Origin of the sequence: Lysobacter zhanggongensis (assembly GCF_046638635.1) — a bacterium.
GTDB lineage: Bacteria > Pseudomonadota > Gammaproteobacteria > Xanthomonadales > Xanthomonadaceae > Novilysobacter > Novilysobacter luteus.
Genome location: NZ_JBJXHK010000062.1, coordinates 1 through 12899, shown reverse-complemented (window position 1 = coordinate 12899; position 12899 = coordinate 1). Strand labels below are relative to the sequence as shown.

Below are 12899 nucleotides of genomic sequence, written 5' to 3'. Positions count from 1 at the left end.
GCCGTGCGTGCGGTGCCGGGCAGCGTGTTGTGGCTGCTGTCGGGGCCGGGCGACGCGGACCGCCGCCTGCGCGAGGTCGCGCAGGCCCGCGGCGTGACCCCCGAGAGGCTGGTCTTCATGCCCAAGCAGCCGCACGCGGACTACCTCGCGCGTCTGCAGCATGCCGACCTGTTCCTGGACACCGCACCCTACAACGCACACACGACCGCGTCGGACGCGCTATGGGCAGGCTGTCCGGTGCTGACGGTGCCCGGCGAAACCTTCGCGTCGCGTGTCGCCGGCAGCCTCAACCACCACCTCGGCATGCCGGCGATGAACGTGGCCGACGACGCCGCGTTTGTGGCGCGCGCGACCGGGCTCGGCTGCGATCCGACTGCGCTGCACGAGCTTCGTGCCGAGGTCGCTCGACGCCGGCGCGACAGCGGCCTGTTCGACATGGATGCGTTCGCCCGCGATTTCGCCGCCGCGGTGCACTCCATGGCGAACGGCCAGGCGCTCAGCCGATCGTGAAGTCCGCGCCGGCTTCGGCCGGGTCGGCATCCAGCCGTTCCAGCTCGTCTACGCGTGCCTGTGGCNGCGAACGGCCAGGCGCTCAGCCGATCGTGAAGTCCGCGCCGGCTTCGGCCGGGTCGGCATCCAGCCGTTCCAGCTCGTCTACGCGTGCCTGTGGCGGCCCCTGCCGCAGCCACGCGGCCAGCGCATCGATTGCAGCGGCGTCACCGACCGCCAGCACGTCGACCCGGCCGTCGGCGCGGTTGCGGGCGTAGCCGCGCAAACCCAGCCGCTGCGCCTGCTCGCGCGTGCCGGCCCGGAAGAACACCCCCTGCACCCGGCCGCCGACGACGAAGCGCGCCGCCGTCACGACGGTGCTCCGGCGCGACCGGCAGCCGGTCCGCCCGCGGCGGCGATCGCATCCTCGATCTCGCGCGCGGTCACCGGCCCCAGCACCTTGTGCGCCACCCGGCCATCGGGCGCGATCAGCCAGGTCATCGGCAACCCGCGCGGCGTGTCGAAGTCAGCCGGCGGGTCGTAGGTATCGAGGATCGCGATCGGGTAGACGACCGGGTGGTCGGCGAGGAACTCGCGCATGGCGTCCACTTCGATGTCTTCGTAGGCGAGCCCGACCACCTCGATGTGCTCGTTCATGGCGTCGAGCGCGGAAAGCTCCGGCATCTCCTTCAGGCACGGCGCGCACCAGGTCGCCCAGAAGTTGACCACCACCCAGGTCCCCCGCCGGTCGGCCAGGTCGTAGGTCGCCCCATCCAGGGTGTCGATCCGCAACGCGGGCGTACCGGTATCGGCGCCCTTGGCCCCATCGGCGGGCTCGGGAGCCGGTTTGTCCGCGACGACCGCGCCATCCACCGGCACGGACGGCGCCGCCGGTTCCCCGCCCCCGGCCGCGGCGGCCGGGCGATCGGCCGGCTGGCAACCGAGCACGGCGCCGACAAGCGCGACGAGGACGATGTTTCGTAATGACACAGTACGCACGGCTCAGTCCTCTTCGGCGTGGATGGTGGAGACGCGCCGCTTGAGCAGCGCCCGCAGCGGCACGCGCAGTTCGTCCAGCGCGGCGACCGCGGACTTGCCCAGGGCATCGTCACGGCATGGCAGGTGGGCCTCGGCGACCGGGATGCGCAGCTGGCAGGCCTCGTACAGCTCGGCCAGGCTGAGGGAGTCGAGGTCGCGCGCGAGCAGCCATTCGCCACCCTCGGCACGACGCACTACGTTGATCTCGGCCAGTTGCGCGAGCATCTCCTGCACGAGTGAATCGGTCAGCAGGGGTTCGAGCCGCTGGATGTCGTCGGTGTGCAGGCCCGCCCCGCTCGTGCGGGCCTCGTTGAACCGCGCCAGCAGCCGCAGCAGGCCGTACATCTCATAGCCCTCGGGCAGCCGCATCGACACCGGCTGGTAGCGGAAGGCCGAAATCGACGAGGCAAGCGATGCGCCCAGCAGCACGGCGATCCAGCTCATGAAGATCCACAGCAGGAACACCGGCACGAACGCCAGCGTGCCGTAGATCCTCGAGTAGTTGCCGAACGTGCCCAGGTAGATCCCGATGCCGCCCTTGACCAGTTCGAACAGCACGGTCGCCAGCAGGGCGCCGGCAATCGCGTGGCGCCACTGCACGGTGCGATGGGGCACCACCTTGTAGATCGTCGCGAAAGCGAACACCTCCAGCGCCATCGGCGCCAGCCGCAACATCGCCGCCTCGAGCACGTGGCCGGCCTCGGTGTCGAACACCGACAGCGCGAAGAACCGCGCCGACATCGCCAGGCTTGCCGCCGCCAGCAGCGCGCCCAGCGTCAGCACCGTCCAGTACACCAGGAAGCGGCCGAACTTCGGGCGGTGCGACTTGACCCGCCAGATCCGGTTGAACGCGAGCTCCACGCCATTGAGCGTGATCAGCACCGACACCACCAGCGCGACCGTGCCGGCGGTGGTCAGCTGGCCGGCGTTGGTGGAGAACTGCAGCAGGTAATCCTCGACCGACCGCGCGGCACTGGGCACGAAGTTGGAGAAGATGTAGTCGCTCAGCCGCTCGCTCCACAGCGCGAACACCGGGAACGCCGACAGCACCCCGAACACCACCATCGACAGCGGCACCAGTGCGAACACGGTGGTGAACGACAGCGCGCCAGCCGCCTGGAACAGGTCGTCCTCGATGAAGCGCCGGCCGAGGAACCGCGCGAACGCGGTCGCGCGCGCGCGATCGCGCAGGCGGTCGCCCCAGCGGTTGAATGAATCCAGTGGCTCCATCGGCCGGAGGTTACCCGATGCGGCGGCGGTCGCGACTCACACCGCCCTACCCTATCCTTGCGGCTTCCCTGCACGAGCCACGCCCATGCCCGAGATCCTGGTCCTGTACTACAGCCGCGGCGGCTCGGTCGCGCGACTGGCGCGACAGGTCGCGCGCGGCGTCGGCGAGGTCGACGGCATGCAGGCACGCCTGCGCACGGTGCCGCCGGTGGCGGTGGTGACCGAGGTGGCCGCGCCGCCCGTGCCCGAGGAGGGCGCGCCCTATGTCGAGCCACGCGACCTGGAGGAGTGCGCCGGCCTGCTCGTCGGCAGCCCGACCCGGTTCGGCAACATGGCTGCGCCACTCAAGCACTGGCTTGACGGGCTGGGTGCGCAGTGGGCCAGCGGCACGCTGGTCGGCAAACCGGCCGGTGTGTTCACCTCCACCGCGACGATGCACGGCGGGCAGGAGTCGACCCTGCTGACGATGATGGTGCCGCTGCTGCACCACGGATGCCTGCTGGCGGGCATCCCGTATACCGAGCCGCTGCTCAACAGCACCCGCACCGGTGGAACGCCCTACGGCGCCAGCCACGTGGCCGGCGGCAACGACGACCCGCAACCCAGCGACGACGAGGCCCACCTGGCCCGCGCGCTCGGTCGACGGGTGGCGGCGATCGCGGCGAAGCTGGCATGACGCCGCCCTTGCCCGCATCGCGGCGCGTGCTGCTGGTCGCCCTGCTGGCGCTGGTGGCCCTGTATGGCTACTGGTTCGCTCCGCGGCCCGATGCGTGGGTGGCACTGCTGGTTTTCGCGCTGCCGCCGCTGTTGCTGGCAGTGGGTGTCGCGCTGCGTCGACGGACCGCCGGCTTCTGGGCGGCCGTGTTCGCATTGGCGTGGTTCTGCCACGGGGTCATGGTGGCCTGGGTGCGCCCCGCGGACCGCACGCTGGCACTGGTCGAAACCCTGCTGGCGGTGGTGGTGGTGTTCGCTGCAAGCCTGCCCGGCCTGCGCGCGAGGTTTGGCGCGCGTCGTGCCGCACGCGGCGAGAGCACGCCCGACGGTCCCGCCTGACCCCTTCGCAGGCCGCGTGACGGGGCCGGCGCGGCCCCGCGCCGTATAATCCGCGGCCATCCCGCACCGCGAATGACCATGGACCAGCTCTGCATCGTCACCACCGGCGGCACGATCGACAAGATCTACTTCGACGACAAGTCGGACTTCCAGATCGGCGAACCGCAGATCGGTCGCATCCTCGACGAGCTGGGCGTGGCGTTCCGCTATTCGGTGATCCCGATCCTGCGCAAGGACTCGCTGCACATCACCGACGGCGACCGCGAACTGGTCCGCGCCACCATCGCCGCGCAGGACGCGCGCCACGTGCTGGTGACCCACGGCACCGATTCGATGGTGGCGACCGCGAAGGTGCTCGCCAGCATTCCGGGCAAGACCATCGTGCTCACCGGCGCGCTCAATCCGGCGCGCTTCCGCGGGTCGGACGCGGAATTCAACATCGGCACCGCGGTCGGCGCGGTGCAGTCCCTCCCGGCCGGCGTGTACATCGCGATGAACGGCCGCATCTGGGACCCGGCCAGCGTCCGCAAGAACGTCGACGCCAACCGGTTCGAGGCGCTGTAGCACCCCGCAAAAAAAGCCCCGGCATGGCCGGGGCGGGAGAGTTCGGTTGGGCCATATCGGCCGCCCCGCAATAAACCGTCAGGCGCGATTGCACGCCTGTCCGGATAGTTCGGCGCAAGCGACGCTCAGAACGTGACGCTCCAGCTGTTGATGTAACCGGTGTCGCCGCTGTAGGCGTCGTTGACCCGCAGCTTCCAGGTACCGTTGAGGGCTTCGCCGGACAGGTCGACATTGGCGGACCCGATGATGTTGTCGGCGCTGCCGCCACTGCGGTTGTGCAGGTTGTAGGTGCTGCCGTCCGGCGCCACCAGGTCCACCTTCAGGTCGCCCTTGTAGGTGTGCCGGATGTCGAGGTCCACGCGGGTGGTCGACGGGCCATTGCCACTGCGACCGGAGACGGTGATCGGGCTTTCAACCGTCGCCCGGTCGCGTATCTGGTAGTCGGCGCTGTTGGTGTAGGTCTGCTGCCCGCCACCGCCACCGCCGCCGGTGCTGTAGTCACCGACCAGGCTGACGTTGCTGAAGCTCGAGTACGCCTTGATGCGCACGTAGTAGGTGCCCGCGGTCGGCGCGGCGAAGGTGCAGCTCTCGCTGTTGCCGCTGCGGTACGGCCGGCAGTCGTAGCTGCTGTCGGTGGGTGCGCTGCCACGCTTGACGTACAGGTCGGCGTCGCCGCTGCCGCCGGACATGGTGAACACCAGGTTGGTCGCACCGGCCGGCACTTCCAGCGTGTAAACCACGTCGTTGCCCGTGGAGGCCGACAGGCCGGTGACCGGCACGCCCTTCTCCAGGCTGCCCTCGCCCGGACCCGGCTCGCCCCCGCCGGCGGTCTTGGCCAGCTCGCCGAGGAAGGCCAGCCCGAGCTTGGCCAGCGGCACGCTGCCGTGGGCCGTGCCTCCCATGCTGGCCAGCGTGTCGTAGCGGGTGTGGATGTCGTTGTTGAAGCTGGCCTCGAACATCATGGCCGCCGGGTAACCGGCACTTGTCCACGAGGCATGGTCGGAGCAGCCGTAGCCGCAGGTGTAGCTGCCACGGGTCAGGCCGAGCGGCGCGAGGTACTCGTCGAAGATGTCGCGCACGAACTGCTTGAGGTCGTTGTTGCTGTAGTCGCTGAGCAGCTGCATGTCGACGCTGGCGCCGGCGGTATGGTTGGTCATGTCCAGCTGCATCACGCCGACCACGTTCAGGCCCTGCTGCCGGAACGACTGGGCTATGGCGTTGGAGCCGCGCAGCCCCACCTCCTCGGCGGCGTAGCCCATGAACTTCACCGTGCGCCTGGGCTGCCAGCCATCGGCCAGCGCCACGCGGACCACCTCGGTCAGGGTGGCGATGCCGGAGGCGTCGTCGTCGGCGCCGGGGGCGTCCATCGCGTCGCTGCTGCCGGCGTTGGAGACCGAGTCGAGGTGGCCGCCCAGCACGACGATCTCGCCGGGCAGCTCACTGCCTTGGATCGTAAGGATCACCGACGGCTGGCCGCCGCAGGTATCGCAATCGAAGAAGGAAACGCTGGCGTCGCTACGGCCTGCCGACAGGCTGGCCCAGGTGTCATGGATCCACTGCGCGGCGTCATGGCCGGGAGCCGAGTTGTAGTAGCGGTTGGCGTACCCGGTGGAGAGGTGGTCGATGGTGCCGCGGATGTTGGATTCGGCGACCTGCGGCAGCCACGGCCCGACGGTGGCCTGGTTGTCGACGGTGTATCCGGCGAACGTCGTGGTGATCGCCTGCGCGCTGCGCTCCTGCGCCAGGAAGCGCTCGGCTTCGGCGCGACTGGCAAACGCGAAGTAGCCGCCGCACCGGCGTTCCACGTCGTGGACGTGGCGACCGATGTCGGGAAGCTGGTGGGCCAGCACCTGCGAGACAACCAGCCGCGCACCGGTACCGTCGCGTTGGGCGGTGGCGTCGCGGGCGATCGATTGCAGTGCACCGCGGTAGGTCTCGGCGGAGCTGACGATGTAGACCGGGGCCTGCGGGTCGCGCGCGATCGTTTCGGCCAGGTGGCGGTCAACGTGGGCGTGGGCGTCGGACGGGGCGTCGGCGGGAGCGCCAGGCTCCTGCGCGGCGGCGGCAGGCAGGGTGAGGACCGCCAGCATGGCGGCATTGATCAGGGAACGCTTCATCGGACCTTCCTTGTGATGACCGCCATCCGGGCGGCTCGCGTGATGTTGGTAGCGGACACCGGTCCGCCTGGACCTCCCCCCGTTCGGTCCGCAAAGGACGCGGTCCCGTTGCCGGGACCGCGTTTTGTTACCGGATTACGCTCCGGTCAGAACGTGATGCTCCAGCTGTTGATGTAACCGGTGTCGCCGCTGTAGGCGTCGTTGACCCGCAGCTTCCAGGTGCCGTTGAGCGCCTCGCTGGACAGGTTGAGGGTGGCGTAGCCGATGATGTTGTCGGCGCTGCCGCCACTGCGGTTGTGCAGGTTGTAGGTGCTGCCGTCCGGCGCCACCAGGTCCACCTTCAGGTCGCCCTTGTAGGTGTGGCGGATGTCGAGGTCCACGCGGGTGCTCGACGGGCCATTGCCACTGCGACCGGACACGCTGATCGGGCTTTCAACCGTCGCCCGGTCGCGGATCTGGTAATCGCCGCTGTTGGTGTAGGTCTGCTGTCCGCCACCGCCACCGCCGCCCGTGCTGTAGTCACCGACCAGGCTGACGTTGCTGAAGCTCGAGTACGCCTTGATGCGCACGTAGTAGGTGCCCGCGGTCGGCGCGGCGAAGGTGCAGCTCTCGCTGTTGCCGCTGCGGTACGGCCGGCAGTCGTAGCTGCTGTCGGTGGGTGCGCTGCCACGCTTGACGTACATGTCGGCATCTCCGCTGCCGCCGGACATGGTGAACACCAGGTTGGTCGCACCGGCCGGCACTTCCAGCGTGTAAACCACGTCGTTGCCCGTGGAGGCCGACAGGCCGGTGACCGGCACGCCCTTCTGAAGGGTGCCGTTGCCCGGACCCGGGTCCCCCGGGTCACCCGGGTCGCCACCGGACACCGCATCGACCGCGGCCTTGGCGTTCACGATGCCGTCGCCGATGTCGCGGTCGATGGAGACCGGGAACGCCCGCAGGGTGCTCTTCAGGGTCGACTCGACCTGCGACGGGGTCAGCGACCCGCCCGCGGCCGCCTGCATCAGCGCGACCACGCCGGCCACGTGCGGCGCCGCCATCGAGGTGCCCGACATCAGGCTGTAACCCTCGGACGACGGCGTGGTGGCGCCGCTGTTGACCGTCGAGGCGATGTCGCTGCCCGGGGCGGCCACGTCGATCAGGCTGCCGTAGTTGGAGAAGCTCGAGCGCGCGCCGGTGCGGGTGGTCGATGCCACCGCGACGACGTTGTTGCAGCTGGCCGGGGTGAAGCCGGAGGTGTCGGCGTTGCTGTTGCCGGCCGCCACCACCACCGTCGTGCCGCGGCCCACGGCGGCATTGACCGCATTCTGGTAGCTGGCCGAGCACGCGCCGCCGCCGCCCAGGCTCATGTTGATGACCTCGGCCGGGTTGGCATTGGCCGGGACGCCGCTGACCGTGCCGCCGGACGCCCAGACGATGCCGTCGACGATGTCGGAGGTGTAGCCGCCGCACTTGCCGAGCACGCGGACCGGCACGACCTTCGCGCCGTACGCCACGCCCGCCACGCCGGAGTTGTTGTTGGTGACCGCCGCGACGGTGCCGGCGACATGGCTGCCATGCCAGCTGGAGTTGCTGGCCGGGTGGCTCCCGCCGCACTCGTTGGCGGCATACCAGTCACCCTCGTCCTGTGCGTTGCCGTCACGGCCGTTGCCGTCGCGCGCCATGCCCGAGTCGCTGATGAAGTCGTAGCCAGGCAGCACATTGGCGTTGAGGTCGCTGTGGTTGGTGATGCCGGTATCGATCACCGCCACCACGACGCCGCTGCCGTTGGTCGCATCCCAGGCCTGGTCGGCCTTGATTCCGCCCGCGGCTTCCCAGTAGTGCCACTGGTGGCTGGTGTAGTAGGTGTCGTTGGCGGTGGCGATCGGCTTCATGATCCGGTCGACTTCGACGTACTCGACGTCCGGGTCGGCTGCCAGCTGGCGCATCAGCGCCTCGGCCTCGCTGGGGCCCAGCTTCTTGCCGGTGACCAGCACGTCGGAGCCGATCGCGGTGCGGCGCAGCTTCTTGAGCCCCAGCGCCTGCCCGTGCAGGGTGCTGTTGGCGGCCGCGTTGAGCGAGCGGTTCAGGGCCGCGGCGCTGGCGCGCTGGGCGCTGCCCTCGCGGTACTTGATGATGAAGCGGTCATTGCCGGCATCCGACTGCAGGCCCGCGGTGTTGACCACGCCTTGGCCCGCAGCGACGGCCGGTGCGGACGCCATCGCGGCCGCGAGGACGGCCGCGGTGGCCGCGGCGAGGGCGTGGGTGCGGAACCCGCGCAAAGAGTCTTGAGACATTCGTGAAACCCCCGAAAAGTAACGCCGCAATCGCGGCAAAGGTTTCGTCTGGTTCCTCGCACCCGAAGCCTCCGAAGGCACTCCGTTGCACGGGCCGGACGAACGTTCGGCGAGGTCTGTCTTCCTGAACCAAGCCGAAACGCAACCTAGGGGGAGAAGTTCGGGGTCCACAACACCGCATGCGGCGAATAACGGCCCCGTAACGAAGATGAACAGTCACCATCGCCGGAGAGCCTTGCGTGGCAAGGCCCGGCGGATTCCAAATCGTTACGGTGGGGCGACAGAAATGTTGCAAAGCAGCAACATTCTGCGCAAAAACGGCAAACCCTGACCCAATGGGTCACCCTATTCCGGGTTCAGAGCATTCCGGTTTCGAGCCGGGCAGCCTCGGACATCATGTGCCGACCCCACGGCGGGTCGAACACCAGCTCGACATCGGCCTCGGCGACGGTCGGGATCAGCTCCACCTTGTCACGCACGTCCGATACCAGCACGTCCCCCATCCCGCAGCCGGGGGCGGTCAGGGTCATGCTGATGGCGACCAGCCGCTCGCCCGGGCGCTCGGGGTGCGGTGCCACCGTGGCCTGGTAGACCAGCCCGAGGTCGACCACGTTGATCGGGATCTCGGGATCGAAACAGGTGCGCAGCTGCTTCCAGACCAGTTGCTCGACCGCCTCGTCATCGGCGCCTTCCTGCAGCTCGATCGGATCGGCCGGCTCCTTGCCGATCGCGTCGGCGTCCTGGCCGGCGATGCGGAACAGGTTGCCTTCGACGAACACCGTGTAGCTGCCGCCCAGCGCCTGGGTGATGTAGCCGACGCTGCCGGCCGGGAGGTTCACGGCGTCGCCCTGGGGCACCAGGACGGCGGGACAGTCGCGTTCGAAGCGGACGGGTTCACTGCTGCGGGAGTACATGGGCGGGGCGGCCGGAGGCGGAAACTTGAATCGGACCATTCTAGTCCAATATCGCCTGCGCGCCGTGCCCGCTATGCTGGCGCGCCGCCCCGACCCCACTGAATGAGCCGTCCCGTGACCCCAGCCGCCCGCCGCACCTTCGCGCCCGTGGCGGCCCCCTTGACCGGCTGGCTGCTGCTGGTCCTCGGCGTGGCGACGTTCGTCGTGGCGTGGGTCGCGCTCGGATTCTCCAGCGGGCGGCAGCACAGTTGGATGGCAGTGCTGGGCGCGCTGGACGTGGCCCTGATGCTGCGGCTCGGGCGTTGGCGCCCGGGCAGCCTGCGCATACCCGTGGCGGTGCTGGCCACCTTCGTGATCATCGCGCTGGCCAACTGGGGCCAGATCGCGGCACAACTGGGGAAGATGCTCGGCTACGCGCCCTGGGAGTCGGCGGTGCGACTGGGGTTCCACCACGCCTGGACCCTCACCCGGCTGGCCAACGACGCTACCGATGTCGTCTGGTGGCTGCTGGCGGTGGTGGTGGCGGCGCTGGCCTCGCGCTGATTGCCGGTGGTCAGTGGCCGCCGTCCATGGCCTTCAGCTCGCTGACCAGCGCGCCGGCCATCTCGGCCCCGTCGCCGTACAGCATCCGCGCGTTGTCGGCGTAGAACAGCGCATTTTCGATCCCCGCGAAGCCGGTGCCGCGGCCACGTTTGATCACCACCACGTTCTTCGCGTCCACCACGTCCAGGATCGGCATGCCGTAGATCGGCGACGCCGGATCGGTCCGGGCCACCGGGTTGACCACGTCGTTGGCCCCGATCACCAGCGCGACGTCGGTCTGCCGGAACTCGGGGTTGATGTCGTCCATGTCGGTGATGAGGTCGTAGGGCACGCCGGCCTCGGCCAGCAGCACGTTCATGTGGCCGGGCATGCGACCGGCGACCGGGTGGATCGCGAACTTCACCTTGACCCCGCGTTCGACCAGCTTCTGGGTCAGCTCCCAGATCTTGTGCTGGGCCTGGGCTACGGCCATGCCGTAGCCCGGCACGATCACCACGCGCTCGGCGTAGGCCATCATCGCGGCCACGTCGCCGGCCTCGATGGGTTTCTGCGCGCCGCTGATTTCCTGCGCCTCGCCGCCACCACCGAAGTTGGAGAACAGCACGCCGCTGATCGGCCGGTTCATCGCCCGGGCCATCAGCCGGGTCAGCAGCATGCCGGCCGCGCCGACCATGGTGCCGGCGATCACCAGCGCCTGGTTGCCAAGCACGTAGCCTTCGAACGCCACCGCCAATCCGGTCAGCGCGTTGTACAGCGAGATCACCACCGGCATGTCGGCGCCGCCGATCGGCAGCGTCATCAGAACGCCCAGCGCCAGCGCCAGCACGAAGAACGCAATGATCACCGGCACCTCGAGCGTCGCCACCGCCCAGCCGCCGGCCACCACCATCGCGACGAACACCAGCGCGTTGAAGACCTGCTGGCCGGGGAACACGACCCTGCGGTCGAGCCGCCCGTCGAGCTTGGCCCAGGCGATCACCGAACCCGACAGCGACACCGCGCCGATCGCCGCGCCGAGCACCGCCAGCACCAGCGTGGCCATCGATGGCGAGGTGCCGGCCTGCGCGACCGCCGCCACGCCGGTGGCCATCGCCGAGAACCGCAGCAGCTCGACCGCGCCGATCGCCGCCGCCGAGCCACCCCCCATGCCGTTGTAGAGCGCGACCATCTGCGGCATGTCGGTGATCGCGACGCGGCGTCCCGATACCCACGCCGCGCCTGCGCCGATGGCCAGCGCGGCGAGGATCAGACCGAGGTTGTCGAGTCCGAGCAGGAAGGTCGCCGCGGTCGCCAGCAACATGCCGACGCCGGCCCAGCGGATGCCGCTGCGCGCCGTGCGCGGCGAGGCCATCCGCTGCAGCCCGAGCAGGAACAACGTGGCCGCGACCAGGTAGCTCGCCGCGGCGAGTAGCCCCGCGGCGGTCATCCGGCGTCCCCGCCCGGCTTGCCGGCGTCATCGGCACCCGGTTTCCGACTGGGCTTGAACATCTCAAGCATGCGCTCTGTGACCACGTAGCCACCGGCCGCGTTACCGGCTCCCAGCACCACCGCGACGAAACCGATCGCCTTCTCCAGAGTGGTGTCGGCGTGGCCGAGCACGACCATCGCCCCGACCAGCACGATGCCGTGGATGAAGTTGGAGCCCGACATCAGCGGCGTGTGCAGGATCACGGGCACGCGCGAAATGATCACGTGGCCGGCGATCGCCGCCAGCATGAAGATGTAGAGCACCGTGAACGCCTGTGCCACCGATCCGTCGCCCATCCCCGCCACCCTGCCGTCCGGCTTGCGATGTCGCCCGCATCATAACCACGGCCGCCGCGGCGGCGCAGCCGACCCTGTCAACCGGGGGTGCCGCCGCGCGTTCCCATCCCCGCAGCAGCGCTGCCTGAGGCAGTACCGATGACTGCGTATATCCTCGAAACGTGAATGCAGATGCCAACGACGACATCCATGCCGCCCCGTCCCCAGGCGCCCACGCGCCTGCCGGGAGCGCTGCGCCGCCACGCCAGGAGTACGCGTCGCTGGACCATTTCCTGGCCGGCATCGGTCCGCGTGCCTTCCGCTTCGCCGAACTCGGGCTGCGCCAGCGCGACGATGCACTCGATGCGGTGCAGGACGCCATGGTGAAGATGCTGAATTACAAGGACCGGCCGACCACCGAATGGACCCCGTTGTTCTGGCGGATCCTGCGCAGCCGGATCGTCGACGTCCAGCGGCGTCGGACCTTCCGCCTGCGCTGGTTGGCGCCGCCGCCCGAACGAGAAGACGGCGGCCTGCCCGACTGGACCGACGAAGGACCGGGCCCGGCGCGCGTCCACGAGGGACAGGAGGCCTACGCGCGCCTTTCAGAGGCGATAGCCCGCCTGCCCGCGCGGCAACGCGAGGCGTTCACTTTGCGGGTACTTGAAGAGCTGGACGTGGCCACCACCGCCGAGGTGATGGGCTGCGGCGAGGGCTCGGTCAAGACCCACCTGTCGCGCGCCCGCGCGACGCTGCAGCAGCAACTGGAGGACTGGCGATGAGACGCGACGCCCTTCGCGACGCCCCTCGCGACTCCCACCACGACGACGCCTTCGACCGGGCCGCGCGCGACTGCCACGCGCAGGCACTGGCCCACCTGTCCGCGCCGACCCGCCGACGGTTGCGCGAGGCCCGCCAGGCACCGCGCCGCG

At 69.6% G+C, this 12899-nt stretch carries 13 protein-coding genes and 2 pseudogenes; 6 read left to right on the top strand and 9 right to left on the bottom strand.

From position 1 onward, the window contains the following. Positions 1-510: O-linked N-acetylglucosamine transferase family protein (locus tag ACKVMH_RS10390; protein WP_459167110.1), on the top strand; the 510-nt coding region annotated here is incomplete at its 5' end. Positions 511-592: 82 nt separating this feature from the next. Here ACKVMH_RS10390 and yccX read toward each other — a convergent pair. Genes yccX through ACKVMH_RS10375 form a run of 3 tightly spaced genes read right to left on the bottom strand, consistent with a single transcriptional unit; the run spans position 593 to position 2757 of the window. Further along, complete coding sequence (gene yccX / locus ACKVMH_RS10385) at positions 593-862, bottom strand: acylphosphatase (protein ID WP_412700221.1); 270 nt, start codon at positions 860-862, stop codon at positions 593-595. Next, on the bottom strand, positions 859-1488 hold the full coding sequence (locus tag ACKVMH_RS10380; RefSeq protein WP_412700220.1) for a TlpA family protein disulfide reductase: 630 nt from the start codon (positions 1486-1488) through the stop codon (positions 859-861). The genes yccX and ACKVMH_RS10380 overlap by 4 nt, the downstream gene beginning before the upstream one ends. A gap of 3 nt (positions 1489-1491) precedes the next feature. Next, on the bottom strand, positions 1492-2757 hold the full coding sequence (locus tag ACKVMH_RS10375) for a YihY family inner membrane protein (protein ID WP_215218623.1): 1266 nt from the start codon (positions 2755-2757) through the stop codon (positions 1492-1494). Positions 2758-2842: 85 nt separating this feature from the next. On the opposite strand from ACKVMH_RS10375, the gene wrbA reads away from it, so the two are divergent. The 3 genes from wrbA (at position 2843) to ACKVMH_RS10360 (ending at position 4374) form a co-directional block, all read left to right on the top strand. Further along, on the top strand, positions 2843-3433 hold the full coding sequence (gene wrbA / locus ACKVMH_RS10370; protein ID WP_412700219.1) for an NAD(P)H:quinone oxidoreductase: 591 nt from the start codon (positions 2843-2845) through the stop codon (positions 3431-3433). Continuing rightward, positions 3430-3810: a DUF2069 domain-containing protein gene (locus ACKVMH_RS10365; RefSeq protein ID WP_412700218.1), complete on the top strand. Its 381-nt coding sequence runs from the start codon at positions 3430-3432 to the stop codon at positions 3808-3810. The genes wrbA and ACKVMH_RS10365 overlap by 4 nt, the downstream gene beginning before the upstream one ends. Positions 3811-3888: 78 nt before the next feature. Continuing rightward, a complete protein-coding gene (locus ACKVMH_RS10360) occupies positions 3889-4374 on the top strand; it encodes an asparaginase domain-containing protein (RefSeq protein ID WP_215218626.1) in 486 nt (161 codons plus the stop codon). Positions 4375-4499: 125 nt separating this feature from the next. On the opposite strand, the gene ACKVMH_RS10355 is transcribed toward ACKVMH_RS10360, so the two are convergent. From ACKVMH_RS10355 to sufT, 4 genes and pseudogenes are all read right to left on the bottom strand, one after another. Further along, positions 4500-6491, bottom strand: a complete 1992-nt coding sequence (locus tag ACKVMH_RS10355) for a M20/M25/M40 family metallo-hydrolase (protein WP_412700217.1) — start codon at positions 6489-6491, stop codon at positions 4500-4502. A 146-nt stretch (positions 6492-6637) separates the two neighbouring features. Beyond that, a pseudogene (locus tag ACKVMH_RS10350) lies at positions 6638-6865 on the bottom strand (proprotein convertase P-domain-containing protein); the annotation flags it as partial. Positions 6866-7006: 141 nt separating this feature from the next. Further along, positions 7007-8767 (bottom strand): annotated as a pseudogene (locus ACKVMH_RS10345) (S8 family peptidase); the annotation flags it as partial. Between the two features lie 356 nt (positions 8768-9123). Further along, positions 9124-9681, bottom strand: coding sequence for a putative Fe-S cluster assembly protein SufT (gene sufT, locus ACKVMH_RS10340; protein WP_215218629.1), 558 nt, complete (start codon positions 9679-9681; stop codon positions 9124-9126). Positions 9682-9795: 114 nt separating this feature from the next. Here sufT and ACKVMH_RS10335 point away from each other — a divergent pair, with 114 nt between their 5' ends. Continuing rightward, positions 9796-10224, top strand: coding sequence for a hypothetical protein (locus ACKVMH_RS10335; RefSeq protein ID WP_251370575.1), 429 nt, complete (start codon positions 9796-9798; stop codon positions 10222-10224). Between the two features lie 10 nt (positions 10225-10234). Here ACKVMH_RS10335 and ACKVMH_RS10330 read toward each other — a convergent pair whose 3' ends face one another. After that, entirely contained in the window at positions 10235-11650 is a 1416-nt protein-coding gene (locus ACKVMH_RS10330; protein ID WP_412700216.1) for an NAD(P)(+) transhydrogenase (Re/Si-specific) subunit beta, read from the bottom strand. Next, positions 11647-11988 (bottom strand): NAD(P) transhydrogenase subunit alpha part 2, encoded by a 342-nt coding sequence (locus ACKVMH_RS10325; RefSeq protein ID WP_215218631.1) that lies wholly within the window; start codon positions 11986-11988, stop codon positions 11647-11649. The genes ACKVMH_RS10330 and ACKVMH_RS10325 overlap by 4 nt, the downstream gene beginning before the upstream one ends. Before the next feature lie 185 nt (positions 11989-12173). Between ACKVMH_RS10325 and ACKVMH_RS10320 the strand changes: the two genes are divergently transcribed. Continuing rightward, positions 12174-12749: an RNA polymerase sigma factor gene (locus ACKVMH_RS10320; protein ID WP_412700222.1), complete on the top strand. Its 576-nt coding sequence runs from the start codon at positions 12174-12176 to the stop codon at positions 12747-12749. Positions 12750-12899: the final 150 nt, after the last annotated feature.

Coding starts and splice junctions, on each gene's coding strand:
- ACKVMH_RS10355 (WP_412700217.1), bottom strand. CDS start 6,491: ATGAAGCGTTCCCTGATCAATGCCGCCATGCTGGCGGTCCTCACCCTG.
- ACKVMH_RS10360 (WP_215218626.1), top strand. CDS start 3,889: ATGGACCAGCTCTGCATCGTCACCACCGGCGGCACGATCGACAAGATC.
- ACKVMH_RS10365 (WP_412700218.1), top strand. CDS start 3,430: ATGACGCCGCCCTTGCCCGCATCGCGGCGCGTGCTGCTGGTCGCCCTG.
- ACKVMH_RS10375 (WP_215218623.1), bottom strand. CDS start 2,757: ATGGAGCCACTGGATTCATTCAACCGCTGGGGCGACCGCCTGCGCGAT.
- ACKVMH_RS10330 (WP_412700216.1), bottom strand. CDS start 11,650: ATGACCGCCGCGGGGCTACTCGCCGCGGCGAGCTACCTGGTCGCGGCC.
- sufT (WP_215218629.1), bottom strand. CDS start 9,681: ATGTACTCCCGCAGCAGTGAACCCGTCCGCTTCGAACGCGACTGTCCC.
- ACKVMH_RS10325 (WP_215218631.1), bottom strand. CDS start 11,988: ATGGGCGACGGATCGGTGGCACAGGCGTTCACGGTGCTCTACATCTTC.
- wrbA (WP_412700219.1), top strand. CDS start 2,843: ATGCCCGAGATCCTGGTCCTGTACTACAGCCGCGGCGGCTCGGTCGCG.